Source organism: Pseudomonas sp. BT76 TE3572 (assembly GCF_050435365.1).
GTDB classification, from domain to species: domain Bacteria; phylum Pseudomonadota; class Gammaproteobacteria; order Pseudomonadales; family Pseudomonadaceae; genus Aquipseudomonas; species Aquipseudomonas fluorescens_W.
The window spans coordinates 3,266,339-3,291,256 of sequence record NZ_JBNDKE010000001.1 but is presented as its reverse complement, the minus strand read 5'-3'; the positions used below and the strand labels follow the sequence as shown (position 1 = coordinate 3,291,256).

The 24,918-nt window shown below is 59.2% G+C and carries 26 protein-coding genes and 1 tRNA gene; 10 read left to right on the top strand and 17 right to left on the bottom strand.

Features of this window, described 5'->3' with window-relative positions; translation table 11 throughout:
• The first annotated feature begins 93 nt into the window (after nucleotides 1-93).
• The 3 genes from msrB to msrA are packed head-to-tail and all read left to right on the top strand — an operon-like array spanning nucleotide 94 to nucleotide 3,169.
• A complete protein-coding gene (msrB, locus tag ABH912_RS15075; protein ID WP_429511031.1) occupies nucleotides 94-612 on the top strand; it encodes a peptide-methionine (R)-S-oxide reductase MsrB in 519 nt (172 codons plus the stop codon).
• A 42-nt stretch (nucleotides 613-654) separates the two neighbouring features.
• Nucleotides 655-2,430 (top strand): cytochrome c biogenesis protein DipZ, encoded by a 1,776-nt coding sequence (locus ABH912_RS15070; RefSeq protein WP_429511030.1) that lies wholly within the window; start codon nucleotides 655-657, stop codon nucleotides 2,428-2,430.
• A gap of 31 nt (nucleotides 2,431-2,461) precedes the next feature.
• Nucleotides 2,462-3,169 carry a peptide-methionine (S)-S-oxide reductase MsrA gene (msrA, locus tag ABH912_RS15065; protein ID WP_429511029.1) on the top strand — a complete coding sequence of 236 codons (708 nt, stop codon included), beginning with the start codon at nucleotides 2,462-2,464 and terminating at the stop codon, nucleotides 3,167-3,169.
• 12 nt (nucleotides 3,170-3,181) lie between these two features.
• Here msrA and ABH912_RS15060 read toward each other — a convergent pair whose 3' ends face one another.
• The 3 genes from ABH912_RS15060 to ABH912_RS15050 form a co-directional block, all read right to left on the bottom strand.
• The gene (locus tag ABH912_RS15060; protein ID WP_429511028.1) at nucleotides 3,182-3,586 is read right to left on the bottom strand and encodes a GNAT family N-acetyltransferase; all 405 of its coding nucleotides are present in this window, start codon (nucleotides 3,584-3,586) and stop codon (nucleotides 3,182-3,184) included.
• Nucleotides 3,583-4,596 carry a sensor domain-containing diguanylate cyclase gene (locus ABH912_RS15055; RefSeq protein ID WP_429511027.1) on the bottom strand — a complete coding sequence of 338 codons (1,014 nt, stop codon included), beginning with the start codon at nucleotides 4,594-4,596 and terminating at the stop codon, nucleotides 3,583-3,585. The genes ABH912_RS15060 and ABH912_RS15055 overlap by 4 nt, the downstream gene beginning before the upstream one ends.
• Nucleotides 4,597-4,671: 75 nt before the next feature.
• On the bottom strand, nucleotides 4,672-5,577 hold the full coding sequence (locus tag ABH912_RS15050; protein ID WP_429511026.1) for a LysR family transcriptional regulator: 906 nt from the start codon (nucleotides 5,575-5,577) through the stop codon (nucleotides 4,672-4,674).
• A 102-nt stretch (nucleotides 5,578-5,679) separates the two neighbouring features.
• Between ABH912_RS15050 and ABH912_RS15045 the strand changes: the two genes are divergently transcribed.
• A complete protein-coding gene (locus ABH912_RS15045; RefSeq protein WP_429511025.1) occupies nucleotides 5,680-6,855 on the top strand; it encodes an aspartate aminotransferase family protein in 1,176 nt (391 codons plus the stop codon).
• An 8-nt stretch (nucleotides 6,856-6,863) separates the two neighbouring features.
• Here ABH912_RS15045 and ABH912_RS15040 read toward each other — a convergent pair whose 3' ends face one another.
• The 6 genes from ABH912_RS15040 to ABH912_RS15015 all read right to left on the bottom strand — a co-directional run bounded on the left by ABH912_RS15040 (nucleotide 6,864) and on the right by ABH912_RS15015 (nucleotide 11,151).
• Entirely contained in the window at nucleotides 6,864-7,118 is a 255-nt protein-coding gene (locus ABH912_RS15040; RefSeq protein WP_033061429.1) for a Txe/YoeB family addiction module toxin, read from the bottom strand.
• On the bottom strand, nucleotides 7,115-7,369 hold the full coding sequence (locus ABH912_RS15035) for a type II toxin-antitoxin system prevent-host-death family antitoxin (protein WP_082069261.1): 255 nt from the start codon (nucleotides 7,367-7,369) through the stop codon (nucleotides 7,115-7,117). Before ABH912_RS15035 ends, ABH912_RS15040 begins: the two co-directional genes overlap by 4 nt.
• A gap of 182 nt (nucleotides 7,370-7,551) precedes the next feature.
• A complete protein-coding gene (locus ABH912_RS15030; RefSeq protein ID WP_033061431.1) occupies nucleotides 7,552-8,061 on the bottom strand; it encodes an adenylate kinase in 510 nt (169 codons plus the stop codon).
• Nucleotides 8,062-8,105: 44 nt separating this feature from the next.
• Entirely contained in the window at nucleotides 8,106-10,022 is a 1,917-nt protein-coding gene (locus ABH912_RS15025; RefSeq protein ID WP_429511024.1) for an alkaline phosphatase D family protein, read from the bottom strand.
• A gap of 84 nt (nucleotides 10,023-10,106) precedes the next feature.
• A complete protein-coding gene (locus ABH912_RS15020) occupies nucleotides 10,107-10,370 on the bottom strand; it encodes a hypothetical protein (protein WP_046056936.1) in 264 nt (87 codons plus the stop codon).
• Nucleotides 10,360-11,151, bottom strand: a complete 792-nt coding sequence (locus tag ABH912_RS15015; RefSeq protein ID WP_429511023.1) for an MlaA family lipoprotein — start codon at nucleotides 11,149-11,151, stop codon at nucleotides 10,360-10,362. Before ABH912_RS15015 ends, ABH912_RS15020 begins: the two co-directional genes overlap by 11 nt.
• A 147-nt stretch (nucleotides 11,152-11,298) precedes the next feature.
• Between ABH912_RS15015 and ABH912_RS15010 the strand changes: the two genes are divergently transcribed.
• Both ABH912_RS15010 and ABH912_RS15005 read left to right on the top strand, forming a co-directional pair.
• Nucleotides 11,299-12,009: a response regulator gene (locus ABH912_RS15010; RefSeq protein ID WP_033061436.1), complete on the top strand. Its 711-nt coding sequence runs from the start codon at nucleotides 11,299-11,301 to the stop codon at nucleotides 12,007-12,009.
• Nucleotides 12,006-13,358 carry an ATP-binding protein gene (locus ABH912_RS15005; protein ID WP_429511022.1) on the top strand — a complete coding sequence of 451 codons (1,353 nt, stop codon included), beginning with the start codon at nucleotides 12,006-12,008 and terminating at the stop codon, nucleotides 13,356-13,358. The genes ABH912_RS15010 and ABH912_RS15005 overlap by 4 nt, the downstream gene beginning before the upstream one ends.
• A 192-nt stretch (nucleotides 13,359-13,550) precedes the next feature.
• Here ABH912_RS15005 and ABH912_RS15000 read toward each other — a convergent pair whose 3' ends face one another.
• The 4 genes from ABH912_RS15000 to ABH912_RS14985 are packed head-to-tail and all read right to left on the bottom strand — an operon-like array spanning nucleotide 13,551 to nucleotide 18,683.
• A complete protein-coding gene (locus ABH912_RS15000; protein ID WP_033061439.1) occupies nucleotides 13,551-13,772 on the bottom strand; it encodes a formate dehydrogenase subunit delta in 222 nt (73 codons plus the stop codon).
• Nucleotides 13,769-16,651 (bottom strand): formate dehydrogenase subunit alpha, encoded by a 2,883-nt coding sequence (gene fdhF, locus ABH912_RS14995; RefSeq protein ID WP_429511021.1) that lies wholly within the window; start codon nucleotides 16,649-16,651, stop codon nucleotides 13,769-13,771. The genes ABH912_RS15000 and fdhF overlap by 4 nt, the downstream gene beginning before the upstream one ends.
• The gene (locus ABH912_RS14990; protein WP_429511020.1) at nucleotides 16,648-18,210 is read right to left on the bottom strand and encodes a formate dehydrogenase beta subunit; all 1,563 of its coding nucleotides are present in this window, start codon (nucleotides 18,208-18,210) and stop codon (nucleotides 16,648-16,650) included. The genes fdhF and ABH912_RS14990 overlap by 4 nt, the downstream gene beginning before the upstream one ends.
• Nucleotides 18,207-18,683: a formate dehydrogenase subunit gamma gene (locus ABH912_RS14985; RefSeq protein ID WP_429511019.1), complete on the bottom strand. Its 477-nt coding sequence runs from the start codon at nucleotides 18,681-18,683 to the stop codon at nucleotides 18,207-18,209. Before ABH912_RS14985 ends, ABH912_RS14990 begins: the two co-directional genes overlap by 4 nt.
• Nucleotides 18,684-19,119: 436 nt before the next feature.
• Between ABH912_RS14985 and ABH912_RS14980 the strand changes: the two genes are divergently transcribed.
• Nucleotides 19,120-19,479 carry a potassium channel family protein gene (locus tag ABH912_RS14980; protein ID WP_429511017.1) on the top strand — a complete coding sequence of 120 codons (360 nt, stop codon included), beginning with the start codon at nucleotides 19,120-19,122 and terminating at the stop codon, nucleotides 19,477-19,479.
• Between the two features lie 271 nt (nucleotides 19,480-19,750).
• Here ABH912_RS14980 and ABH912_RS14975 read toward each other — a convergent pair whose 3' ends face one another.
• Nucleotides 19,751-20,062 carry a DUF3077 domain-containing protein gene (locus tag ABH912_RS14975; protein WP_429511015.1) on the bottom strand — a complete coding sequence of 104 codons (312 nt, stop codon included), beginning with the start codon at nucleotides 20,060-20,062 and terminating at the stop codon, nucleotides 19,751-19,753.
• A 658-nt stretch (nucleotides 20,063-20,720) separates the two neighbouring features.
• On the opposite strand from ABH912_RS14975, the gene ABH912_RS14970 reads away from it, so the two are divergent.
• Together ABH912_RS14970 and ABH912_RS14965 are read left to right on the top strand one after the other, a co-directional pair.
• Nucleotides 20,721-21,857 (top strand): ImmA/IrrE family metallo-endopeptidase, encoded by a 1,137-nt coding sequence (locus ABH912_RS14970; protein ID WP_429511014.1) that lies wholly within the window; start codon nucleotides 20,721-20,723, stop codon nucleotides 21,855-21,857.
• Nucleotides 21,854-22,351 carry a DUF4411 family protein gene (locus tag ABH912_RS14965; protein WP_429511013.1) on the top strand — a complete coding sequence of 166 codons (498 nt, stop codon included), beginning with the start codon at nucleotides 21,854-21,856 and terminating at the stop codon, nucleotides 22,349-22,351. The genes ABH912_RS14970 and ABH912_RS14965 overlap by 4 nt, the downstream gene beginning before the upstream one ends.
• Before the next feature lie 181 nt (nucleotides 22,352-22,532).
• Here the strand turns inward: ABH912_RS14965 and ABH912_RS14960 are convergent, their stop codons facing one another.
• The 3 genes from ABH912_RS14960 to ABH912_RS14950 form a co-directional block, all read right to left on the bottom strand.
• Nucleotides 22,533-23,033, bottom strand: a complete 501-nt coding sequence (locus ABH912_RS14960; protein WP_429511012.1) for a DUF3916 domain-containing protein — start codon at nucleotides 23,031-23,033, stop codon at nucleotides 22,533-22,535.
• A 148-nt stretch (nucleotides 23,034-23,181) separates the two neighbouring features.
• A complete protein-coding gene (locus ABH912_RS14955; RefSeq protein WP_429511011.1) occupies nucleotides 23,182-23,511 on the bottom strand; it encodes a hypothetical protein in 330 nt (109 codons plus the stop codon).
• Between the two features lie 152 nt (nucleotides 23,512-23,663).
• Nucleotides 23,664-23,748: transfer RNA gene (locus tag ABH912_RS14950), tRNA-Leu, on the bottom strand.
• A gap of 107 nt (nucleotides 23,749-23,855) precedes the next feature.
• Between ABH912_RS14950 and queA the strand changes: the two genes are divergently transcribed.
• Entirely contained in the window at nucleotides 23,856-24,905 is a 1,050-nt protein-coding gene (gene queA / locus ABH912_RS14945; RefSeq protein ID WP_429511010.1) for a tRNA preQ1(34) S-adenosylmethionine ribosyltransferase-isomerase QueA, read from the top strand.
• Nucleotides 24,906-24,918: the final 13 nt, after the last annotated feature.

The window sequence follows — 24,918 nt, the reverse complement described above, 5'->3', positions numbered from 1 at the left end:
TCACGAATTGTTTAACTTCTCGTGAGGATTTGGCGATCAACCCAAGCCTAGGCTGTGTTCCATGACAGGCCCCTGGAATTTTCGGAGACGACCATGTTTTCACGGCGACAGTTTCTCGTAGCAAGCGGCGGGCTAGGCGCTGCAGCCCTGGTCATCGGTGTATTGCCAAAATTTGCCGCGCGTTCTGCACTGGTCAGTGATGCCGGCGCGGCGGAGGTGTTCGAGGTGACTCACAGCGATAGTGAATGGCGCGCCATGCTCAGCGCCGAGCAGTACGAAATCCTGCGCGAAGAGGGCACTGAACGGGCCTACAGCAGCCCGCTGAACAATGAGCACCGCGAAGGTACGTTTGCCTGTGCCGGTTGCGAGCTGCCGCTGTTTTCTTCCGCGACCAAGTTCGACAGCCGAACCGGTTGGCCGAGTTTCTGGGCACCGCTGGACAAGGCGGTGGCCACTCGTCAGGACCGTTCCTTCGGGGTGCTGCGCGAAGAAGTCCACTGCCGGCGTTGCGGCGGTCATTTGGGCCATGTTTTCGACGATGGGCCAAAACCCACCGGTTTGCGTTACTGCATGAACGGCCTTGCGATGACGTTTGTGCCGCAGACGGCTTGATCCGCGGGTACTCCCTTCCACTCATTTTTGCAGGTCGACGTTATGTGGCTTCTGGTCCTCGCTTATCTCGGTGGTGTGCTGACGATTGTCAGCCCGTGCATCCTGCCGGTGCTGCCCTTTGTCTTCGCTCGCACCGGGCAGCCGTTTATGAAGAGCGGGTTGCCGCTTTTGGCGGGAATGGCGCTGACCTTCGCGCTCGTCGCCTCGTTGGCGGCGGTGGGCGGCGGTTGGGTGGTGCAAGTCAATCAGTATGGTCGCTGGCTCGCGTTGCTGTTCGTTGCACTGTTCGGGCTGACGCTGTTGTTGCCTCGATTGGCCGAGCGTCTGACCCGACCACTGGTGGCCGCGGGTAGCCGGTTGTCGGAAGCCGCGGGCGCCGATAAACGGCCGCGTCCTGGCGCTTCGTTCCTGATCGGCGTCGCCACGGGCCTGCTCTGGGCGCCGTGCGCCGGGCCGATTCTGGGTCTGTTGCTGACCGGGGCCGCGCTGCAAGGGGCAAGCATCGCAACCACCTTGTTGTTGCTGGCCTACGCCGCGGGTGCTGCAACTTCCCTCGCGGTGGCGTTGCTGCTGGGCGGTAAAGTCTTTGCGGCAATGAAGCGTTCCATCGGCGCTGGCGAGTGGCTGCGTCGAGGTCTGGGCGCCATGATGCTGGCCGGTGTCGCGGCCATCGCCCTGGGGCTCGACACCGGGATTCTGGCGCGGGTTTCGACGGCGTCCACCGGCGGTATCGAGCAGGCGTTGGTGGGGCGGCTGGCCGGCAAATCACCAAATGGTAGCGGGGCGATGATGGCGCAGGTTCCGAGTTCGGGAAGTGTAATGAAAGCGGCTGACAAGGCGCCGGACGCATTGCCGATTGAAGGCAACCTTCCACCGCTGGATGGCGCGGTGCAATGGCTCAACTCGCCACCCCTCACAGCGCAGGCCTTGAAAGGCAAAGTCGTGTTGGTGGACTTCTGGACTTACTCCTGCATCAACTGCCTGCGCACACTGCCCTATGTGAAGGCTTGGGCCGAGAAGTACCGCGATCAGGGATTGGTGGTGATTGGCGTCCATGCGCCCGAGTTTGCTTTCGAACGAGACGTCGGCAATGTCACCAAAGCCATGAAGGACCTGGGCATCAACTACCCGGTGGCCATCGATAATGACTTCAAGGTCTGGCGAGCGTTCAACAACCAATACTGGCCGGCCCACTATTTTGCCGACGCTCAAGGTCGCATTCGTTATCACCATTTTGGTGAGGGCGAGTACGCCGAATCGGAGCGGGTGATCCAGCAACTGCTGCGCGAAGCAGGTGCCGCGAAGGTCGCGGACGGCCTGATCAATGCCAGCGCCGAGGGTGTTCAACTGGCGCCGGACATGAATGAAGTGCAATCGCCGGAAACCTATGTCGGCTACCAGCGTGCCGAGAATTTCGTGCCTGAAACCAGCCTGGTGCCGGACAAGGTGTCGGCCTATAGCGCTCCATCACAATTGGCACTCAACGACTGGAGCCTGGCTGGTCAATGGAATGTCGGCTCGGAGCGAGCGACTTCCAGCGCCCCGGCCAGTCGCATCGTCTACCGCTTCCATGCCCGCGATCTACACCTGGTGCTGGGGCCTGGCACTGACGGTAAACCGGTGCGTTTCAAAGTGTTGATTGACGGAAAAGTCCCCGGCGATGCCCACGGTACCGACGTGGCGCCCGACGGCAGCGGCAGCGTGACTGAACAACGCTTGTACCAATTGGTGCGCCAGACCGGCGGCGTGACGGATCGGACCTTCAGCATCGAGTTTCTCGACTCCGGAGTGTCGGCGTATGCGTTTACGTTCGGTTGATCGTCATCCCATTCATTCAGGAATCAGCCTCATGAAAACCCTATTCACCTGGCGCCGCACCCTGTTGGGCCTGGCCGCTGCCGGCGTCATCGGCCAATGCCTGGCGTTCTCCTTCGGTGCGACGGAAGACGCGGTCATCATTCCTCCACCCACCCTCGACGAAACCACCCAGGCCGCCAGCGAAAGGGCGGTCTTTGCCGGCGGTTGTTTCTGGGGCGTCCAAGGCGTGTTCCAACATGTCAAAGGGGTGAAAAAAGCGGTCTCCGGTTACGCCGGCGGTGCAGCCAACACGGCTCAGTACGAGCGGGTCAGCGGTGGCGATACCGGTCATGCGGAATCCGTCGAAGTCACCTTCGACCCCCATCAGGTCAGCTACGGCACCTTGCTGCAAATCTACTTCTCGGTAGCTCACAACCCTACCGAACTCAACCGTCAGGGACCTGACCACGGCACTCAGTATCGCTCGGCGCTTTTCCCGGAAAACAGCGAACAGCAACGTGTCGCCCAGGCCTACGTCGCCCAGCTCGACGCCGCCCATTCGTTCAACAAACCCATTGTCACCAAGCTGGAGACCTACAACGGTTTCTACCCGGCGGAGGAGGAACATCAGGACTTTCTGACCGAGCACCCGACCTATCCGTACATTGTGATCAACGATCTACCGAAGGTCGCGCAGCTGAAAAAGCTTTATCCGGATCGGTACCAGGAGAAACCGGTGTTGGTGAAGGCGGGGATGTGAATGGCGGGTTGGCTATTTACGACGCGGGCGCTCCATCGCAATGGTCGAGGTTTCAAACCCCAGGCTTGAAAAGAAATCCGAAGCACCTTCCCGGCCTGCTCGCAGAACCCAGGTCATGTCGGTGTTCTCGCCCATGACATGCTCGACCAGCGCGCGCCCGACACCTTCACGTCGATGTTGTCCACAGACAACGACCATCGACAGATAACCGTTTGATAGGCCGTCTGTGATGCCTCGGGCAAAACCAATAATTTGGGAGTCCTTCATAGCAAGGGCTGTGCGTTGGGAGTGAGTGATCAACTGAGCAAAATGTTCAGCGGAACCTGTGCGATGAGCCCATCCGTTTTGCCCCAGGAAAAGGCGCACGGACTCGACTTCCGAAGGGAGTACATCGCGGACATGCAAGGCGTTGTTCATCCGGAAATCACATTCTTGCCCGCGATCTTCGACCGATACAGCGCCTGATCGGCCCTGGCCAGCAGTCCGGTCTGTTGTTCTTCGTCAAAGCGCTGAACCACGCCAAAACTCATGGTCACTTGAAAGTCCCCCACTGGCAGCAGGCTTGCGAGGTCATGGCGGATACGTTCGGCGAGGGTCCGGGCGTCGGCGAGTGGTGTATTGGGAAGGATCAGGATGAACTCATCGCCACCCCAACGGGCGAGCAGATCACCCTCGCGTACGCAGTGCTTCACGCTCTCGATCACCTGCACCAATGCTGCATCGCCCAGCGCGTGGCCATAGTGATCGTTGATGTTCTTGAAGTCGTCGATGTCCATCGCAATCAGCGACAGCGGTTGTCGAAAGCGTTGGGCGCGGTCGCATTCCTGGGGCAGGGCTTTTTCCAGAAGGTAGCGATTGGCGATTGAGGTCAGCGTGTCGGTTTCCGCCAGTTTTCGGTTTTCTTCGAGTTGGATTTGCAGTTGCTGATTGACGCGAGACAGTTCTCGGGTGCGTTCTTCAACGATCGCTTCCAGGGATTGGTTGCGCCGTTCAAGCGCTTCGTACAGGCGCTTCTTGTCTTCAATGCTGCGGTGCGCGCCGACCATCCGCGCCACCGAGCCGTCGGCATTGCGTGCCAGTACGTAGCCACGGTCTTCGATCCAGGTATAGCTGCCATCCTGCATGCGGCAGCGATACTCGGCCTGATAGCCGGGAGCGCGCTGATTCAGGTAGTCATCGAACAGTGTCATGACCTGCTGGTAATCGTCGGGATGGATCACGTTTTCCCAGGTCAACACGTTGTTATCCAGGGAATGAGGCGGGTAGCCGAGCATCTCGTACCACCCGGGGTTGCGATAGACGAACCCTGTGTTGGCGTTCCAGTCCCAGATGCCGTCGCTGACCAGCTCCAGAATGGTGTGCAGCATGTCTTCGTTCAAATCCGACAGATTGAACTTCAACGGCTCGATATTCGACGCTTCACCCATCTCCGCACTCCTTGCCGCCCTGATATCTAAGTGACCCGCCTGTCGTGGAGATTAGTCGATGGCGTATTGAGCCGGCTAGTGCTTGCCCCATCTCTGCAAGGCAAAGTCGACGAAACTACGCAGTTTTGGCAAACGGTAGCGATCCTGGGCATACATCAGGTTCATCGGTCGGCTCGGCGGCAAGTAATTGGGCATCAATGCCACCAGTTTTCCGTCCTTGAGATCTTGCTCCATCAACGCATCAGGCAACACCACGATGCCCATGCCGGTTCGCGCCGCTTGATGCAGTCCTGCCGAACTGTTGATCAGCATCGGTCCATTGACCGCTACCGCCACTTCGCCTTCGGGACCGGTCAGGCGCCAATGTTTTTCCACCGACTGCCAGTCATCCCCGGCCGGATAGGCAAAGGACAGACAGTCGTGGTGTTGCAGATCGTCAGGTTTCTGCGGTGTGCCTTTGCGCGCCAGGTACTCCGGTGATGCACACATGGTCAGGCTGTAGTCGAGGAGTGGACGGGCGATCAAGTGGGCCTCCTCGGTATTGCCCAGACGAAATGCCACGTCGAAACCGTTTTCGATCAGGTCCGGACGGCGATTGGTGAGGACCACATCCAATTTGACGCGTGGACACAGCAGGGTGAATTCACTCAGGGCCGGTGCCAGTTTTTCGCTGCCGAACGTCAGCGGTGCGGTGATGCGCAAGGTGCCACTGGGTTCGTCGAGGGCCTGCTCGGCCAACCGTTCGGAGTCGGCCACCAGCCCCAGCACTTCGAGGCAACGCTGGTAATAAGCGGTGCCGAATTCCGTTAACCGCTGGCGTCGTGTCGTTCGGTGGAGCAGGCGCACACCCAGGCGTTGCTCCAACGCCCGCAGGTGATTGCCGACCATGGTGGTGGACATTTCGCACTGCAACGCGGCGGCGGTCATGCTGCCGGTTTCCACCACTTTGACGTAAACGGTCATTGCCTGGAATAAATCCATTATCAAACCCAGCTTTAAAATGATTGAAGTGTTGCAGCGTTTATCTAGCTCAGGTGGCTAACCATACTGCAAAAACACCGACCATTGATGGAGCTTGATGTCATGACCGCCGCCTGCCTGATGACCACTTACCAACCCTTGCCCTTGAGTTTCAGCAAGGGCCTGGGCACACGCCTGTGGGATCAGGCCGGTCGTGAATACCTGGACGCGGTGGCGGGCGTGGCAGTGACCAACGTCGGTCACTCCCATCCGAAAATTGTCTCGGCCATCAGCGAACAGGCCGGGTTGCTGTTGCACACTTCCAACCTCTACAGCATTGATTGGCAACAGCGGCTGGCGCAGAAATTGACGCAATTGGCGGGCATGGAGCGAGCCTTCTTCAACAACTCCGGTGCCGAAGCCAACGAGACGGCGCTGAAACTCGCTCGGTTGTATGGCTGGCAAAAAGGCATTGAACAACCGCTGGTGGTGGTCATGGAAAACGCTTTTCACGGCCGGACCCTGGGCACCTTGTCCGCCAGTGATGGCCCGGCCGTGCGCCTGGGCTTCAACGAGTTGCCGGGGGACTTCGTCAAAGTGCCATTCGGTGACCTCAAGGCGCTGGACAAGGTGCAACAAGCCCACGGCCCGCGCATTGTGGCGATCCTGATGGAACCGATTCAGGGTGAAAGTGGTGTCCAAATGGCCCCGCCCGGTTATTTGAAAGCCATTCGCGAACTCTGCACTCGGCGCTCGTGGTTGTTGATGCTCGACGAAATCCAGACCGGCATCGGCCGCACCGGCCAGTGGTTCGCCTTTCAGCACGAAGGCATCGTTCCGGACGTCATGACCCTGGCCAAAGGCCTCGGCAACGGTATTCCAATCGGCGCCTGCCTGGCCCGAGGCAAAGCCGCCGACCTCTTTACCCCCGGCAGTCACGGCAGCACCTTCGGCGGCAATCCACTGGCCTGCCGGGTCGGTTGCACCGTGCTGGAAATCATCGAAGAACAAGGGCTGCTGGAAAACGCCAAACTTCAGGGCGAGCGTTTGCTGGCCAGATTGCGCATTGAATTGGCGGACGACCCGAACGTCCTGGAGATCCGCGGCCTGGGATTGATGATTGGCATCGAACTCAAACAGCCGATTCGCGACCTGACCCTGATCGCAGCGCGGGATCACGGTTTGCTGATCAACGTGACAAGGGGCAAGACCATTCGCTTGCTGCCGCCGCTGACGATTGATGAGCGGGAAGTGGAGATGATTGTCAGAGGGGTTTGTCGGGCGGTGAAAGTGGCCTGAGATTTATCTCAGTAGTGGTATCTACACATCACGATGCGTATTTCACCGTCCTCGACTGCGTAGACCAAGCGATGCTCGGCAGTGATTCGCCGAGACCAGAAGCCGCTCAAATTGTGTTTGAGCGGCTCAGGTTTACCCACGCCTTCAAATGGCTCCCGCTGAATCGCTTTAATCAACAGGTTGATTCGTTTGAGGCCGGCCTTGTCGTTTTGTTGGAACCATAGGTAGTCGTCCCAACCTTCTGTAGTGAACTCGATATTCATTCTTCGATGAGTTGCCTTGCTTTGGTTTTCCCTGCTCGCAGGTTGCCGATCGATTTGATCAGACGTTCAGCATTGGCAGGAGAACGAAGCAGATAGGCTGTCTCTTCGAGGGCGTTGTATTCCGCCAGAGACATCATCACCACGGGTTCGCCTTTCTGGCGCGTTACCAACAATGGGGCGCGGTCTTCATTTACCCGATCCATGGTTTCTGCAAGGTGTGCACGTGCTGTGGTGTAGTTAATGGTTTGCATGTTGTAGTCCTCGCTCAATGCAAAGAACGTACAGAAATGAGTACAGGATGACAAGGTGATACCTACGAGTGGTCGTTACGCAGACGATGCATCTACGTTTGTACTGAGTATCGCCGATGATTCTTCGAGACGTTTCCGTGATCGATGTAATCCCGATCCGATTAACACGCCATCCCCAGCGCTCAAATGCGCCAGGTGCGGGGTGGAGAATGGATGAAATCATTCATTTGCGCTCGGCTCACGAGTTGCCGTTTCGAACCGCCAAACCCATCGAACAGACGCTGATGCGCAGCAAATCCACTGGACTCTTCGCGCATGCGATAGCTGCCGGCCCAGTCGAGCAACGCAATCAACAACTCGTCATTCTTGTCCCGCTGTGCTTCTCGCTGACGAATATTGGCAACACACTCCTCATCTTCAACACACAGCCAGATCAGTGCTGTCGCCCGGGGCAAGAGTTCGCTGATGATCCAGCCGTAAACGCCTTCGATCACCCAGCGCTCTTCACTGGCCACCACCCGTGCCATGCCCAGCGCCTCGGCACGGGGGCGGGCGATGCTGTGTTCGTCGGACAACCAGTGAATCGAATCGAGATCGACCCACGGCACTTGCAGGCGGTTGGCCAGACGTTCGGCCAGCCAGCTTTTGCCGGAACCGGAGTTGCCGATGATCAGGGTTCGGGTGAGGTTCATGAGCAACGCCGATCTTGTACGCAGAGCGTGGGAACGATCAGCCTTCAGTCATCATTCTCAGGCGCAACCATCCGGGTCTTCGGCGAACCGTTTGAGTTGTGCTGATAGATCTCCTGCGGCTGTCCTTTTTCATTAAAGAACACTTGCCCGATCCCCGCCGAATTCCACAGCCGTTCACCCGCTTCAGCATGTTCCGGGACATGGGGAACAATGCGCATGCGTCGGCGTTTGGTCAGCCAGTTGAGCGGCGAGCGGGGCGAGTAGAGCCAGCGGTTGAGGCGGTCGAACCACTCGAGCAGCGCCGGCGGGAATTCGTTTTTGATGCCGCTGCTGGTGATCTGCCAGATGCGCGGGCCGGCCTTGCGGTGTCGGATCAGTACTTCGTAGACGAAGGAATAATGCACATCGCCCGACAGCACCACGTAGTTACCGGGTGTGCGCGAGTGTCGGAAAATGTTCAGGATCACCTGGGCCGCACCGCGATGGGCCATCCAGTTTTCGGCATCCACCAGCAGGGGATAACCGCACCAGCTGAAGACGCGCTGCACGGTTTCGATCAGTTTGACGCCGAAGATCGGTGCCGGCGAAACGATGATGGCCGAAGGGTGATCGAGCAGATCCTGTTGCAGTTCACTGAGGGCTTCCCAGTCCAGCAAACCCGAAGGCTGCTTGAGGTTCATCTCGCTGCGCCAGCGTCGGGTTCGGGTGTCGAGCACGACGATGGCCGGGCGGGTGGGCAGCACGTAATGCCAGTTCTGAAACCTCAGCAGTTCGTCAATCAACTCGTCCTGAGTGTCACTGTCGAGGTAGCGGTCATGCCCGGTCGCGCTCAGTCCGCTGGCCTTCTTCAGCACCGCGCCGAACGCATCCGGGTTGTTGCCCCAGCCCTGGCACAGCATGTAAGCAATCAGCGCGTTACCGATGATGCGCCTGGAGAACGGATGGCCGTAGGCCGTTTCCTCCCATTGCGCGGAAAGATTCCAGTCATCGGTAATATCGTGGTCGTCGAAAATCATCAGGCACGGCAGGTGAGCGAGTGCTCGGGCGACGCCTCCCAGACCGGCCTGGAAGCCATCGATGCGCGTCTGCTCAAGGGCATAACGCTCGCGTCTTGCTGGCGTCAGTGCCGGTGGTTGCGGGGCGATCAAGGTCCAGGGTGTCGGCGACCAGACCAGCAGGTACATGGCCATGACTTCGGCGAACGTCACCAGATGGTTATCGGCACTGCTGCTGGTGAAAATCGGCTTACGCGCCCCACCGAAAAATCGCTCGCGCAGGGTTTCGTTGCTCTCCAGCGCCGGTAACAAATCCGCACGATGGTAGTAGCTGGCGGGGTGCTCGTAGAGCTTGGCGCTGTCGCTGACCACCGCGCCTTCGAGGTGCTCTTCGAACAGCCCCAGTCGCTTGATCAAGGCATGGATGGCTCGCAGCATCGGGCCCGCGACATCGTCGGCATAAACCTGATCGCCGCTCATCATCAACAGCGCCGGGCGTTTGTGTGCGTCCGGCTCGGCCTCCAGCAAACGATCGACGCACAGCAAACCGTCCGGGGCCGGATGGTGAGGTTTGCGGCAGGAGCCGTGCAACAGATGATCGGCCCGTTTACGCAGGACGAAGTTTGGGCAACGGGCGTCGCCGTACAGCAAGTGCGGGGCCCAAACGGCGATGCCGGCGTCAGCGTCGTCAATCAGCAGGTCGTATTCGATTAACGTGTCGCAGGGCAGGGCGGTGTCCAGCGACACATCGATCAAATGAACAAAGGCCTGGGTGCCCACCGCAATGACCGTGCACTGACTCGCGTCGAGGTGGATATCGTCGCGATCTTGCAAGCGCAACGTCAGCGACAATGCCCGCGACCCCACCAGCCACATCACCAACCGCGTCGGTTCCAGCCGCCGCAACAGCGGCCCGACCAGGACGGGTGGCAGGGATTGATGATTGTCAGGCAGCGGCAAAGACATGGATATCCGGGTTTTTGGAACAGAGAAGCGCGGGATGATAACGCAGCTGACGTCAATGAAACGCAACGGGCCCGAATCTGACAATCAAGGCAACTGCTCGCTGTCGGCCTTTATTACATCCGTCTCGCCATTGGCCACGAGCCAGCGAAACAGCTCCGTCACGGACACCGTGTGGCTGCGCTCGATCCATCGCACCAGCGCCGGGCCATAGTGTTCGGTGTAGCGGGTGAGTACCAGATGGCGACAGTCCGCTGACAGGCGCAGGGTAATTTCCCGACAGTTCAAAGTGGCCGGGTCGGGCTGGATGACCCGTTGCTGCAGAATCAGGCTATTGCCTTCAGAAACCATCGGCCGGTGCTCCTGTGCATTGATGTTTGGTTGTCTGCGCCGAACCTTGTTTGCCATCGACCACGTAAGCGGCACGATGCTCGGCGACTACGTTGCGTAACGCGCTGTAGTAGTCCGGCAGTTTTTGCAGGCTGTCGGTCAGCGGTAAGGCTTCTGCTCGATCATCGACGATGCCGCCGACCGTGCTGATGGTGGACAGCGTGTCCACGGTGTCACTGTTGCTGCCGAACGGATCGATCACAAAACCGAGCACGCGGCCGACGGCGTCGCGGCTGTTGGAAGTGCCGAGCAAAGGCAGTTCGACGATCGGCCCGTCGCCGATGCCCCACACGCCGAATGTCTGGCCGAAATCTGCGTCGTGACGCGGGATGCCGGCCATGCCGGAGACGTCGATCAAGCCCACCACACCCACTGTGGTGTTCAGCACGAAACGCCCCAGAGTATTGGCCGAGCGCATCGGGTTGCCTTGCAGCAGGTCATTGATGAATACCTTGGGCTCGCCAAAGTTTGTGACAAAGTTATGCACACCCGTCTGGAAAAAGTCCGGCGAGTAGCGATAGCCGCGAGCGACCGGCGCCAGGGCGTAGTCATCGACCACCCGGTTAAACGCGAAGACCCCACGATTGAACGGTTCCGCCGGGTCGTACACCGAATAGGCGATGTCCGCGCAACTCACCTCGGTGGTGGACGGCGGCTGACTGCTGCAGCCCGCCAGCCCTGCGGTCAGCACGGCAATCGAGGTGTTGCGGGTCAGCCAGGGAGCACACTTTAAAGGCAACATGGACGCGATTCTCGGGAGGAATTCGCCGAGATGCTGAGCCCTAAGCCTTGCTCAAAGATGTCTGGTTTATTGCAGGATTGAAATATATGACGCGCTGCCGTGAATAGTTTTAGATGGCGGTTCCATTCGCCCCTTAAGTGACCTTTGGTGAACAGTCTTTTAATTGTGGACGACGACCTTGAGGTCCTCGATCTACTGAAAAAATTCTTCGTGCAACACGGCTATAGCGTCGAAGTCGCCACCGATGGCGCGTCGCTGTGGGCGGCCATCGAGCGCCAACCGCCAGACCTGATCATTCTTGATGTGATGTTGCCGGGGGACAGTGGCCTGATCCTGTGCCAGCAACTGCGGATTCGCTACGCAATGCCGGTGATCATGCTCACCGCCATGGGTGAACTCAGCGACCGGGTAGTCGGCCTGGAACTGGGCGCCGACGATTACCTGACCAAACCCTTCGACGCCCGTGAGCTGCTGGCCAGAGTGCGCGCCGTGCTGCGCCGCGTGGACGAGCGCCGTCCGGTATCGCAGGAACGGCCACGGCCGCTGATCGACTTCGCCGACTGGCACCTGGACGTCACCCGTCGGGAGCTGCGTTCGCCGGACAATGTGATGATTCCGCTGTCGGCCGGTGAGTTTGACTTGCTGCTGGTCTTCGTCGAACACCCGCAGCGCATCCTCACCCGCGAGCAATTGCTGGACCTGGCGCGTGGGCATTGCCATGAAGCGTTCGATCGCAGCATCGACGTTCAAGTCAGCCGCCTGCGGCGCAAACTCGAGTCCGACACCAAACGGCCGGCGATGATACGCACCGTGCGCAACGGCGGTTACCTGTTCACCCCCAGCGTGACGCGGCGATGAGCTGGTTGAAGCGGATTCGTCGGGATACGGTGGCTCGCTGGATCGCCTTGACAATCATTTTGGCCATGCTCATTTCACTGGCGCTCAACGGGCTGTTTATTCAACTGGCCGGCGTCTGGGCGCGCCCGCCGCTGACCGAAACCGGCCTGCTGGAAAAAGCTGCCGCCATCAGCCGCGTCATCGAGGCCGCTCCTGCGCCCCTGCGCAACCCGTTGGCGCAAGCCGCCAGCGAGAACGGCTTCACCGTCAGTTGGCACCCGGACCGGCATGATCTCAATCTGCCGGCCGTGGACGATCCGAAGTCCGACATCGGCTCGACCATCCTGCAGCCGATGCTCAGAGCCCCAGACCGGCGCATCGAAGCCTATGAACCGGCCGACTGGACGGAGCACACGGCGGACGCGCATTACGCGCTGCTGATCGAGCTATCGGATTCGACATGGCTGATGTTCTCCGCGCCCTCGCGCAGTTGGGGCCTCGATGAAACGCCACGCTACCTGATCGTGATCCTGCTGGTACTGATCTCCACCGCCCTGGTCGCGCTGATCGCCACCCGGCGCCTTGCCACGCCGTTGCAGCACTTTGCCGAAGGTGCCCGACGCTTCGGCGTGGACTTCCGCGCACCGCCCATCGAGCCGCTGGGCCCACAGGAAATCCGCCAGGCGATTCTCGCGTTCAACGCCATGCAAGCCCAGTTGCAGCACTTCATTCGCGACCGCACGCAAATGCTCGCCGCCATCTCCCACGACCTGCGCGCGCCTCTGACGCGGATGCGTTTGCGGGGCGAATTCATAGAAGACAGCGAGCAACAGCAGCGGTTGTTTCGTGATGTGGATGAAATGCAGGCGATGATCAACTCGGCGTTGGAGTTCTTCCGCGATGATGCCCGGCTTGAGCCGGCGACCCAGTTTGATCTGGCGGAACTGCTGCAAACGCTGCTGGATGATTACCGTGATCAGGGTGTCGAGATTGCTTTCAGCGGGCCGCTGCGGTGGGTGTATTTCGGGCGACCGCTGGGGCTTAAGCGGGTGATGACCAATCTGCTGGATAACGCGATCAAGTACGGGAGTGAGCCGGCGATTGAACTGATCCCCGGAGCCGGGGAGGTGAGGATCAAAGTGCTGGATCGTGGGCCGGGTATTCCGGAGGCCAGTCTTGAACAGGTTTTTGCACCGTTCTTTCGCATGGAAGGCTCGCGGAACAAAAGCACGGGGGGCGTTGGTTTGGGGTTATCGGCGGCGCGGGCGATTGTGCTGGAGCACGGAGGCGAGCTGACCCTGCGTAATCGGTCGAAGGGTGGGTTGGAGGCGTTGGTCGTTTTGCCAGTGCATCCAACCCCGGACAGTTAAGTAATTTCTGCAATGACGCAATCTTGTAGCAGCTGGCGCAGCCTGCGTTCGGCTGCGCAGCAGTCGTGAAATAAGAAGATGCGGTGTTACAGGAAGACCGCAAGCTCAGGTTTTACGACTGCTGCGCAGCCGAACGCAGGCTGCGCCAGCTGCTACAAAAAATTGCGTGACGGCTTAACGGATCGTGGGAGCTTAAGCCTCCCAGCCCGCCCCACTGACCGCCGCCTGCGCCAGTGGGTGCAAGTCTGCTCCCTGATGCTCCGTCTGCCAGGCCAGCAGTTCCTTGCGCATGCCGGGCGTCCAGTACATCTGCAGATGATTACGCACACCGAGCACGGCCTGTTGCTGGTCGGGTTCGGTGGCGAAGTACTGGGCGATCTGGTTGACCATCTTGATCAGGTTGTCCGTACTCATCGGCGCACCTCGGCTTTGGCACCACGTGCCTGACGGCGTTCTTTAAGCAGACGATCCTGTTCGTCGCTGAATGCCTGATAGCGTTTTTGCCACTCGGAAGGGTGGTAGACGCGGCTGACTTCCACGGCGGTGACCTTGTACTCCGGACAGTTGGTGGCCCAGTCGGAGTTGTCGGTGGTGATGACGTTGGCCCCCGATTCCGGGAAGTGGAAGGTGGTGTACACCACGCCCGGCGCAACCCGTTCGGTGACCCGCGCACGCAGCACGGTCTGGCCAGCGCGGCTGCCGATGCCGACCCAGTCACCTTCGTTGATGCCACGACTCTCGGCGTCGGTCGGGTGGATTTCCAGGCGGTCTTCATCGTGCCAGGCGACGTTCTCGGTCCGTCGAGTCTGGGCGCCGACGTTGTACTGGCTGAGGATGCGTCCGGTGGTCAGCAGCAGCGGATAGCGATTGTTGACCTTTTCCTCGGTGGGCACGTAGCCGGTGAGCATGAAACGCCCTTTGCCGCGCACGAACTCCTCGATGTGCATGGTCGGCGTGCCGTCCGGTGCCTCGGCGTTGCACGGCCATTGCAGGCTGCCGTGGCTGTCCAGTGCGGCGTAGCTGACGTTGGTGAAGGTCGGCGTCAGGCTGGCGATTTCATCCATGATTTCCGATGGATGTTTGTAGTTCATCGGGTAGCCCAGGGCGTTGGCCAGGGCCACCGTGCCTTCCCAGTCGGCCTTGCCGCCCAGAGGGTCCATGACTTTGCGTACCCGCGAAATGCGTCGTTCGGCGTTGGTGAAGGTGCCGTCCTTTTCCAGGAACGAAGCGCCCGGCAGGAACACGTGGGCGAACCTGGCGGTTTCGTTGAGGAAAATGTCCTGCACCACCACGCACTCCATGGCCGACAGCGCCGCGGTGACGTGCTGGGTATTCGGATCGCTCTGAGCGATGTCTTCGCCCTGGCAATACAAGCCCTTGAAACTGCCGGCCAGCGCAGACTCGAACATGTTGGGAATGCGCAGGCCCGGATCGGGTTGCAGCGTGACATTCCACGCCTGCTCGAACTGCGTCCGTACCACTTCGTTGGAAATGTGGCGGTAGCCGGGTAACTCGTGGGGGAAGGAGCCCATGTCGCAGGAACCCTGAACGTTGTTCTGCCCTCGCAGCGGGTTCACGCCCACGCCTTCGCGCCCGATGTTGCCAGTGACCATCGCCAGGTTGGCGATGCCCATCACAGCGGTGCTGCCCTGGCTGTGCTCGGTGACGCCCAGACCGTAATAGATCGCAGCATTGCCACCGGTTGCATACAGGCGGGCGGCGGCGCGGATGTCGGCAGGTTCTACGCCGCAGACAGGTCCAAGGGTTTCCGGCGAGTTTTCCGCGCGGCTGACGAATTCGCTCCAGCGCGCAAAATCGTTGCCCTCGCAACGGGCGTCGATAAACGGCTGGTTGAGCAGGCCTTCGGTCACGATGGTATGGGCCAACGCGTTGAGCATGGCGACGTTTGTGCCCGGGCGCAGGGCCAGGTGCAGTTCGGCGCGGGCATGCACCGAGTCCACCAAATCAATGCGGCGTGGGTCGATGACGATCAGTCGTGCGCCTTCACGCAGGCGGCGTTTGAGCTGGGAGGCGAACACCGGGTGGGCGTCGCTGGGGTTGGCGCCCATCACCAGGATCACGTCGGCCTGCATCACCGAGTCGAAACTCTGGGTGCCGGCGGACTCGCCCAAGGTTTGTTTCAGACCATAGCCGGTCGGCGAGTGGCAGACCCGCGCACAGGTGTCGACGTTGTTGTTGCCGAACGCGGCGCGCACCAGTTTTTGCACCAGGTAGGTTTCTTCGTTGGTGCAGCGGCTGGAGGTGATGCCACCAATGGAGTCGCGGCCATATTTTTGCTGCAACCGGCGGAATTCGCTGGCGGCGTAGGTCACCGCCTCATCCCAGCTGACTTCCTGCCAGGGATCGTTGATGTTTTTGCGGATCATCGGCTTGGTGATGCGATCCGGGTGGGTGGCGTAGCCCCAGGCAAAGCGCCCTTTGACGCAGGAGTGACCGTGGTTGGCGTGGCCGTTTTTGTCCGGAACCATGCGCACCAGTTGGTCGCCTTTCATCTCAGCGCGGAACGAGCAGCCCACGCCGCAATAGGCACAGGTGGTGATCACGCTGCGCTCGGGCTGACCCAGTTCGACCACGCTTTTTTCCATCAGGGTCGCGGTGGGGCAGGCTTGCACACAGGCGCCGCAGGACACGCATTCCGAGTCGAGGAAATTATCACCGCCAGCAGCGGCCACGCGGGATTCGAAACCGCGCCCGGTAATCGTCAGGGCAAAGGTGCCCTGGGTTTCTTCACAGGCACGCACACAGCGGTTGCAGACGATGCACTTGCTCGGGTCGTAGTCGAAGTAGGGGTTGGACGTGTCCTTCACGTCGTCCAGATGGTTCTCGCCTTCATAGCCGTAACGCACCTCCCGCAGGCCGACCTGGCCGGCGACGGTTTGCAACTCGCAGTTGCCGTTGGCCGAGCAGGTCAGGCAGTCCAGCGGGTGATCGGAGATGTACAGCTCCATGACGTTGCGGCGCAGGGTCGCAAGCTTCGGCGTCTGGGTGTGCACGGTCATGCCTTCAGTCACCGGCGTGGTGCAGGACGCGGGATAGCCGCGCATGCCGTCGATTTCAACCAGGCACATGCGGCAGGAGCCAAAGGCTTCCAGGCTGTCGGTGGCACACAGTTTGGGAATCGTGGTGCCCAGCAGCGCAGCGGCGCGCATCACCGAGGTGCCTTCGGGCACGCTGATGCTGCGGCCGTCGATGTTCAGGGTGACTTGCACCTGGCTTTCGCGGGCCGGTGTGCCCAGATCCATATCGGTTTTCGGGTCGAATACAGTGATCATTGGTCAGCCTCCGAGGGCTGCAGACCGAAGTCAGCGGGAAAATACTTGAGGGCGCTGGCCACCGGAAACGGGGCCATGCCGCCCAACGCACACAGCGAACCGTATTGCATCGTGTCGCACAGGTCCTTGAGGATGATCACCTGCTCTTCGCGACCGCTCTGGTCCGGCGCGGCGAGCAGGCGGTCGATCACCTCCACGCCCCGGGTAGAGCCGATGCGGCACGGCGTGCATTTGCCACAGGATTCCTCGGCGCAAAACTGCATGGCGAAACGCGCCATTTGGGCCATATCCACCGTGTCATCTGCCACCACCACACCACCGTGACCGAGCATCGCGCCGATGGCGGTGAACGCTTCGTAATCCAGCGGCGTATCGAATTGCGACGGCGGCACCCATGTGCCGAGCGGGCCGCCGACCTGCGCAGCTTTCAGCGGTCGGCCACTGGCTGTCCCGCCGCCGTAGTCTTCCACCAGTTCCCGCAGGGTCAGGCCAAAGGCCCGTTCCACCAGCCCGCCGTGACGAATATTGCCCGCTAACTGGAAGGGCATCGTGCCGAGGGAGCGGCCCATGCCGTAATCGCGATAAAACTGTGCACCCTTGGCCAGAATCAGCGGCACCGAGGCCAAAGTCAGCACGTTGTGCACCAGCGTCGGCAAGCCGAACAGCCCTTGCAACGCAGGGATCGGCGGCTTGGCGCGGACAATCCCGCGTTTGCCTTCGAGCGAATCCAGCAGCGCGGTTTCCTCACCGCAGATATAAGCGCCGGCACCGACCCGCACTTCCATATCGAAAGCCTGACCGCTGCCGCCGACATTGGCGCCGAGGTAACCGTTGGACCGGGCGATGTTCAGCGCCTGACGCAGGGTGGCCACGGCATCCGGATACTCCGAGCGCACATAGATGTAGCCGTAAGTGGCACCGACGGTAATGCCGGCAATGGCCATGCCTTCGATCAACAGGAAGGGGTCGCCTTCCATCAGCATGCGGTCGGCGAAAGTGCCGGAGTCACCTTCGTCGGCGTTGCACACAATGTATTTCTGCGCCGCTTGGGTGGCGCGGACCGTGCGCCATTTGATCCCGGCCGGGAAGGCCGCGCCGCCACGGCCACGCAGGCCCGAATCGAACACTTCCGTCGCGGCCTGCTCGCCGCCCACTGCGATGGCACGGGTCAAGCCCTCGAAGCCACCGTGCGCCCGGTAATCATCCAGGGACAACGGTCGGGTAATACCGGCGCGGGCGAACAGCAGGCGTTGTTGAGACTTGAGATAAGGCAATTCTTCCACCAGGCCCAAGGCCAGTGGATGAGCGGACGGCTCGCCTTGCAAGGCATCGAGCACTGACGGCACATCATCGGCGGTCAACGGGCCGAAGCCGATACGGCCTTGCGGGCTGTCCACTTCCAGCAGCGGTTCCAGCCAGTACAGACCGCGCGAGCTGGTGCGCTGCAACTCCAGGAGCAGATTGCGTTCCTGAGCCGCAGTGATCAGCGCCACCGCGACTTCATCGGCACCCACGGCACGGGCAAGAGAATCAGTAGGCAGATAGAGCGACGGCATCATGCGTCCTCCCGGCAAGCGTCGAGCAAAGCATCCAGACGCTCAGCACTGAGCCGCGCATGCACCCGGCCATCCAGCTCCAGAGCGGGCGAACAGGCGCAAGCGCCAAGGCAATACACCGGACGCAAACTGATATTGCCATCGGCACTGCTGCCGTGGTCATCCAGTTGCAGGCGCTCGCGCAACTGCGCCGCCAACTGCTCGGCACCGCGGCTTTTGCAGGACTCGGCGCGGCACAGCCGCAGGATATGCTTGGCCGGCGGCGCAGTACGGAAATCATGGTAAAAACTGATCACCCCGCGAACCTCCGCCTGACTCAGATTGAGGGCGTGAGCAATTTCGGGGATGGCCGCATCGGGGATGTAACCGATGCGTTCCTGAATATCATGAAGAATGGGCAACAGTGCACCCGGAGTGCCCTTGTGGCGCTCCAGCAGGGTGTTGACCACAGGCAGGTGCAAACTCTCATCAGGCATTCAGCAATCCTCACGGTCACGGACAAACCAGATGGTTGTCGGTCGTCCGAAAGTGTCGGCTGCGGCACTCACACCACGTCACGGTATCGTGGCAATTTCAGGCCGGTGGCCAGGGCACCCTGAATGGGCATCTTGTTGTGCCCGGCACGGTCTTCGCCGCACCTCAATAAGGGCATTAAGGCAGCTTGCCACGCTGCTTTTGATTCATCTGCACCAAAGCGACGTGTTCGGTTCTGCCTACGACTATCCATTAAGTCTAGAAGAGTGCGGCCCGAGACGTCGTCCCTAAATGGTCGGGGCACAATGTGCAGCGTTATCGCGAATCATGCTTGAACCACCCCAATCCGCTGCTGATGCACCAGTTTCCAGTGCTTGTGCCAAGCTGATGAAGTGTTAATACGCCTGCCGCTCAGGCAACCCTCAGGAAGCCCATGACATGAAGCCCACTCATGCATCGCACGTCCGTCGAGAATTCTTCAAAGCAATCGGGTTCTACTTGCGTGTTGTCTGGCCGATCTTTTCCGTACTGTTTTTTTTGATCCTGCTGTTCGGCTTCATCATCAGCTACCTGGAGGGCTGGGATCCTCTTGACGGCATCTATTTCGGCTTCGTGACCGGTTTGACCATTGGCTATGGAGAGCTCGTGCCGAAACTTGGCGTCTCGCGGATTCTGGCGATTTTGCTGGGGTTCAACGGGGTGCTGATGACAGCGATATTTGCAGCGATCAGTGTTCGAGCGATTGAAGTTGCAGTGCGGGCAGCGGGGCAGGAAGAGCCGGATAAGCCGACGGCGTGAAGTCATGCTTGGTTGCTACTGGAAGGGGAGCAAATCCCCAATCCCAGTCAACCCACAAAACCCCTGTGGAAGCGAGCCTGCTCGCGAAAGCGCCAGCCCAACCAACGCAAAACCCTGAAGTGACCACAACCCCTTGTAGGAACGAGCTCGCTCGCGAAAAACGCAAGGCATCCACCTATCCCGCTGAATACCCCACCCACCGCAACCAAGCCCGCTCCCATAACATCGCGCCTAACTTTTGAACCCGAAAGTTACCCCGGCGCTTCGCCCACTACCCCTCAGCCTTCGCCCCCGCCCGCTTAGACGCCAGCTCATTATCCCGATCCCGATTCAGCACCTTCACCGCATCATCCACAACCGCCTTACTCATCGCCGTCAAATAATGCGCGGCCCAGGCGTGGCGGTCGGTGTCTCTGGCGTAAGCAGCATCTTCGGTCAGCTTCTTGGCGAGAAACAGAAAGTCAGAGGCCATGGATAGGGCATCACCGAGGGGAACGCCGTGGGTGACGTGGAAGAGTGGTAGATCCGCGCAGTAGATGGCGGGTGTTAGGCCGATGGTTTTGAGTTCGGGTTGTTCGGTCATTGGCCACCTCCGATGACGGAGAGGCGGTCGGGGAGGGTGTTACGCGATTGGGAATTGCGTTGAGGGAAAAGCCAAAATTTGTACGGATTGATGCTGCGCATTATCAGACTCCTTGATATGGGGAGCTGCCACATTCGTTTCCACACGAATGGGTGACAGCTGTGCGCAGGGTGGAAAACCGGGAATCAAGGAAACCGGCACGCCCGAAGACGTCCCACGCACAGCCGCCATAACTCACGCCGCAGGCACAAAAAAAGCGCCGGCAGACGTGATGGGGGCGCTGTTGCGCCTTGAATTACACGGGTTTCCACACCCGGTCGCTGAATTGGCAGCGACGGTGGGAGGGTATCGTGGAGATCTAATTCCTGCAACCTTCGGGGCGAGTCGCACTTGCATCATGAAATGCATTGAAACAGGTCAATACCTTCTGTCTGCGGGTTACAAATTTGCGCTTCGGGTGGTTGCGAAGTTACCCCATAATCGCGCGCTTCAACCTTAGTTAGCGCTGCTTTTCGACTAATCTGTAGCCGCTGCCACCAGATTTTTAATAGCCAAGGAGAAAGGCAATGACAGATAACTGGAACAAGCGTCAGTCGGATGCATCTGCCAAGGATGCTCTCGAACGTTTACCAGCCCTGTCTGAATTGCCTGCGACCCTATGAGCCAAGCCGCCTTAGTCAATCCAAGCCTGCTCACCTGGTCTCGTGAGCGCGCAGGTCTCTCCACTGAGCAGGTTGCTAAAAAGTTGCCAGTGAAACCCTATCGAGTACAGGAATGGGAGTCTGGCGAGACCAAACCAACATTCCTCCAGGCTCAGAAGTGGGCGAGTCTCGCTCACATTCCTTTTGGCTTCCTGTTTCTTCAGCAGCCTCCCGTCGAACAACTGCCTTTACCTGATCTTCGGACCGTCGGTGGGGTTGCGCCTCAACGTCCCAGTCTGGAACTGTTGGACACTGTCAGGGATTCCATACGAAAGCAGGATTGGTACCTGGAGTATCTGCAAAACCAAGATCATCAGCCGTTGGCATTTGTCGGTCGCTTCAATAGCCGATCTCAAGTCGCCGAGGTGGTGGACGACATCCGCCGGACCCTCGGCGTGAACCCTGACGCTGCTCGATTGGATTACGACAAATACAGTCGTGCCTTGATTGACGCCGCAGAAGCGGCTGGCATTTTGGTGATGCGCAGTGGCATTGCGCTAGGAAACACCCATCGTAAACTTGAAGTGAGCGAGTTTCGGGGTTTCGCCATCAGTAACGCCTACGCCCCCGTTGTATTCGTCAACAGTTCCGACGCCCCCACCGCACGGCTGTTCACTTTGCTCCACGAACTGGCCCATATCTGGATTGGTAGCAGCGGAGTGTCCGACGGGAGCACCGCGAATGGTCGAGAGGAGGAGCGATTCTGCAATGCAGTTGCAGGCGAGTTTCTGGCTCCCGAAGCCCAATTCCGCGCCCTGTGGAACGCTGATGTTAGCTGGGAAGACAACCTGGCTCCGCTGGCAACTCGGTTTCACATCAGTAAATTGGCGATTGGTCGCCGCGCATTGGATCTTGGATATTTAAGCCAGGCGCAATACAGCGCTTACTATCGAATGATCCTCAAAACTTTTCAGGATGATAAAGGTGGAGCGGGTGACTATTACCGCAACGCCACCGCGAAAAATAGCCCTCGCCTAAGTAAGGCAGTGCTGACTGAAGCAATGAGTGGCCGGATGCTGCTGCGCGATGCGGGACATTTGCTCGGCGTGCAACCTGCCAAATTAAGGACCCTAGCCAGCAAGATCACGGAATGAATCATCTACTCGACGCTAACACGCTGATCGAAGCCAAGAACCGTTACTACGGCATGAAGATCTGTCCTGGCTTTTGGCAATGGTTATTGCTGAAAAATGAAGCGTTGGCTTTATCCAGCATCGCCCCCGTAATGGATGAGCTAACCAAAGGGAATGACGAACTGGCTGATTGGGCTAAGGAGAACGCTGGTTTCTTCCACATCACCACCGATGACGCTACGCAAGAAGCATTCGCGCAAGTAGTTGAGCTTGTCGCAAATCAAGCGCCGAGTATGAAGATAGGCGCCATGGACGAATTTTTAGCGGGAGCAGACCCTTGGCTTATTGCAAAGGCTATGACGACAGGAGCGACTTTAGTCACTCACGAAAGGCTGAATCGCGACGCCAGACGAAAATTCATCATCCCGAATATTTGTGAGCAGCTAAACGTTCCATTTCTAAATACGTTTGAGTTGCTGCACAAGCTTGAAGCAAGGTTTGTTTTACTTGCATAAATGATATTCGGGCTGAAATTCGATGCGATTTCGTTAATTGCGAGGGGGAAAGGCGACGGATATATTTTCCGTCCAATTTTGGACGGAAAAGGGGGCAGATTTATTATTCACACACTCGGGCCAACCGATGCCTGTCAGCTCACCGCAATCTCTGTCGGAGCGAGCCTGCTCGCCAAATCCGTCAGGCGAGTTCCCCGATGCACCACCACTGTACTGCGACCTCATCGTCAGGTTGAGTTACGTCATGCCCGTGCTCGATGAAGTTCGCTGGTGTGTGCAACGCAAGATAATGACTGATCCGCTCTGGCATCAGAGCGTTAGTTTCACCGAGAAAACCCAGATAATAGTCCCGGTCATAGAAGATAGTGACTTCGCTCTGATGAACCCATGGCCACACCAGCAGGCAGGCGACACGGTAGTAACCCTGTGAGTGGTCAGCAGCGTTGGACAGGTGGCTAGCGGCTTCGAGCAGTTGCTGAATGCAGAAGGCCTGAACTTCGATCCTGGCTTGAGGGCCTTGAACCAAGGCCGCGTGCACCGGGATCTTCCAATGTGTGTAGCGCTCCATGTGCGCGGATCGCGGGTAAAACTCGTCGCGAAAACTGGAGGCCCAGCGTTCCAGAGCGCGAAGGCGGCGGGGAATGCCTCTGAGTGGCTTGTTGCTGAGGGCGATTTGCCGCATTGGTACGTCCTTGTGATGCCGAAAAGATCTTTCGTTGCTGTCTGCTGACGCAATTGAAAAGTGGGCAGATAGATTTCCATATCAGCCAAGTCCCTAGCCAGCACTAGTCGGTGTAAAGGGTTACTAAACTTTGCCTCACTCCGATCATTCACTGAATGTCTTTCAAGTAATCCTTAAGCGCGATGAGCGGCGCATTAAGCTGTTCCATTGTCCGCGCACTGCTGAAATCAGCTGACAACCGATGCAGCTCACGCCCCAGTGGCATTTCAGCCCCTCCTATAGCGTCCAGCGCCAGACTTACACAATGTGCCACTCTAAACTGAATACCCTCAACATCCCCCCGACGCACCAGCAACCCAAATACCTCCCGCTCGTAATCGCTCATGATCGGATCATCCCGCAGAATCGGACTCGACCCCTCCGTCTCATAAGTCAGCTTGAGACAGAACAGAGCAACAGTTTCCAGCAGCAGTTCCATGGGATGAATCCTTGAGGATTGTCGTACCCGCCAAAACAAGCGAGGAGATCAAAAGAATTGCCAGCAAGCCGGCTCCTACAGATCGACGGGGTGTCAGGCACTTTTTGGCAGGCGAAAAAAAAGGCCTTGCAAAGCAAGACCTTTCTTAATTTTGGTGCCCCGAGGGAGACTCGAACTCCCACTTCTTGCGAAAACGGATTTTGAATCCGCCGCGTCTACCAATTCCGCCATCAGGGCTCAATGGCGGCGAAGTATAGAGATGAGATTACCGTCGGTCAATCAGGTACATAGAGAATTTTCACTATTTCGGCTAGACTTCCGGCCCCTGCTAGACGAACCCCATCATGCGCGTTGCTGACTTTACATTCGAACTCCCTGATTCGCTGATCGCTCGCCATCCTTTGGCTGAGCGTCGCAACAGTCGCCTGTTGACCCTTGATGGGGTCAGCGGCGCCCTGGCACACCGTCAATTCACTGATTTGCTCGAGCATTTGCGCCCGGGCGATTTGATGGTGTTCAACAATACCCGGGTGATTCCGGCGCGGCTGTTTGGCCAGAAGGCTTCCGGCGGCAAGCTGGAAATCCTGGTGGAGCGGGTGCTCGACAGTCATCGCGTGCTGGCGCATGTGCGCTCCAGCAAGTCACCGAAGCCGGGGTCGAAGATCCTGATCGACGGCGGTGGCGAAGCCGAGATGCTGGCGCGTCACGATGCGTTGTTCGAGCTGGGGTTCGCCGAAGAGGTGTTGCCGCTGCTCGATCGCGTCGGGCACATGCCGTTGCCTCCTTATATAGACCGCCCGGATGAAGGTTCGGACCGCGAGCGTTATCAGACGGTCTACGCCGAGCGTTTGGGCGCGGTAGCCGCACCGACGGCGGGGCTGCATTTCGATCAGCCGCTGATGGAGGCGATTGCCGCCAAGGGCGTCGAGACTGCGTTCGTGACCTTGCACGTTGGTGCGGGCACCTTCCAGCCGGTGCGCGTCGAGAAGATCGAAGATCACCACATGCACAGCGAATGGCTGGAAGTCGGCCAGGACGTGGTTGATGCCGTCGCGGCTTGCCGCGCTCGCGGTGGTCGTGTGGTGGCGGTGGGGACCACCAGCGTGCGTTCCCTGGAAAGTGCCGCGCGCGATGGCGTGCTCAAGCCGTTCAGTGGCGACACTGACATCTTTATCTACCCGGGCCGGCCGTTTCATGTGGTCGACGCCCTGGTCACCAACTTCCATTTGCCCGAATCCACGCTATTGATGCTGGTTTCGGCGTTCGCCGGTTATCCCGAGACCATGGCCGCTTACAAAGCCGCCGTTGACAACGAATACCGCTTTTTCAGCTACGGTGATGCGATGTTTATCACCCGTAACCCCGCACCACGTGGCCCTGAGGAAACAGAATGAGTCGCCAAAGTCG

Bases quoted from the DNA above. Each gene is read 5' to 3' on its own strand.
- msrB (WP_429511031.1), top strand. From the start codon at position 94: ATGTTTTCACGGCGACAGTTTCTCGTAGCAAGCGGCGGGCTAGGCGCT.
- ABH912_RS15070 (WP_429511030.1), top strand. From the start codon at position 655: ATGTGGCTTCTGGTCCTCGCTTATCTCGGTGGTGTGCTGACGATTGTC.
- msrA (WP_429511029.1), top strand. From the start codon at position 2,462: ATGAAAACCCTATTCACCTGGCGCCGCACCCTGTTGGGCCTGGCCGCT.
- ABH912_RS15060 (WP_429511028.1), bottom strand. From the start codon at position 3,586: ATGAACAACGCCTTGCATGTCCGCGATGTACTCCCTTCGGAAGTCGAG.
- ABH912_RS15055 (WP_429511027.1), bottom strand. From the start codon at position 4,596: ATGGGTGAAGCGTCGAATATCGAGCCGTTGAAGTTCAATCTGTCGGAT.
- ABH912_RS15050 (WP_429511026.1), bottom strand. From the start codon at position 5,577: ATGGATTTATTCCAGGCAATGACCGTTTACGTCAAAGTGGTGGAAACC.
- ABH912_RS15045 (WP_429511025.1), top strand. From the start codon at position 5,680: ATGACCGCCGCCTGCCTGATGACCACTTACCAACCCTTGCCCTTGAGT.
- ABH912_RS15040 (WP_033061429.1), bottom strand. From the start codon at position 7,118: ATGAATATCGAGTTCACTACAGAAGGTTGGGACGACTACCTATGGTTC.
- ABH912_RS15035 (WP_082069261.1), bottom strand. From the start codon at position 7,369: ATGCAAACCATTAACTACACCACAGCACGTGCACACCTTGCAGAAACC.
- ABH912_RS15030 (WP_033061431.1), bottom strand. From the start codon at position 8,061: ATGAACCTCACCCGAACCCTGATCATCGGCAACTCCGGTTCCGGCAAA.
- ABH912_RS15025 (WP_429511024.1), bottom strand. From the start codon at position 10,022: ATGTCTTTGCCGCTGCCTGACAATCATCAATCCCTGCCACCCGTCCTG.
- ABH912_RS15020 (WP_046056936.1), bottom strand. From the start codon at position 10,370: ATGGTTTCTGAAGGCAATAGCCTGATTCTGCAGCAACGGGTCATCCAG.
- ABH912_RS15015 (WP_429511023.1), bottom strand. From the start codon at position 11,151: ATGTTGCCTTTAAAGTGTGCTCCCTGGCTGACCCGCAACACCTCGATT.
- ABH912_RS15005 (WP_429511022.1), top strand. From the start codon at position 12,006: ATGAGCTGGTTGAAGCGGATTCGTCGGGATACGGTGGCTCGCTGGATC.
- ABH912_RS15000 (WP_033061439.1), bottom strand. From the start codon at position 13,772: ATGAGTACGGACAACCTGATCAAGATGGTCAACCAGATCGCCCAGTAC.
- fdhF (WP_429511021.1), bottom strand. From the start codon at position 16,651: ATGATCACTGTATTCGACCCGAAAACCGATATGGATCTGGGCACACCG.
- ABH912_RS14990 (WP_429511020.1), bottom strand. From the start codon at position 18,210: ATGATGCCGTCGCTCTATCTGCCTACTGATTCTCTTGCCCGTGCCGTG.
- ABH912_RS14985 (WP_429511019.1), bottom strand. From the start codon at position 18,683: ATGCCTGATGAGAGTTTGCACCTGCCTGTGGTCAACACCCTGCTGGAG.
- ABH912_RS14980 (WP_429511017.1), top strand. From the start codon at position 19,120: ATGAAGCCCACTCATGCATCGCACGTCCGTCGAGAATTCTTCAAAGCA.
- ABH912_RS14975 (WP_429511015.1), bottom strand. From the start codon at position 20,062: ATGACCGAACAACCCGAACTCAAAACCATCGGCCTAACACCCGCCATC.
- ABH912_RS14970 (WP_429511014.1), top strand. From the start codon at position 20,721: ATGAGCCAAGCCGCCTTAGTCAATCCAAGCCTGCTCACCTGGTCTCGT.
- ABH912_RS14965 (WP_429511013.1), top strand. From the start codon at position 21,854: ATGAATCATCTACTCGACGCTAACACGCTGATCGAAGCCAAGAACCGT.
- ABH912_RS14960 (WP_429511012.1), bottom strand. From the start codon at position 23,033: ATGCGGCAAATCGCCCTCAGCAACAAGCCACTCAGAGGCATTCCCCGC.
- ABH912_RS14955 (WP_429511011.1), bottom strand. From the start codon at position 23,511: ATGGAACTGCTGCTGGAAACTGTTGCTCTGTTCTGTCTCAAGCTGACT.
- queA (WP_429511010.1), top strand. From the start codon at position 23,856: ATGCGCGTTGCTGACTTTACATTCGAACTCCCTGATTCGCTGATCGCT.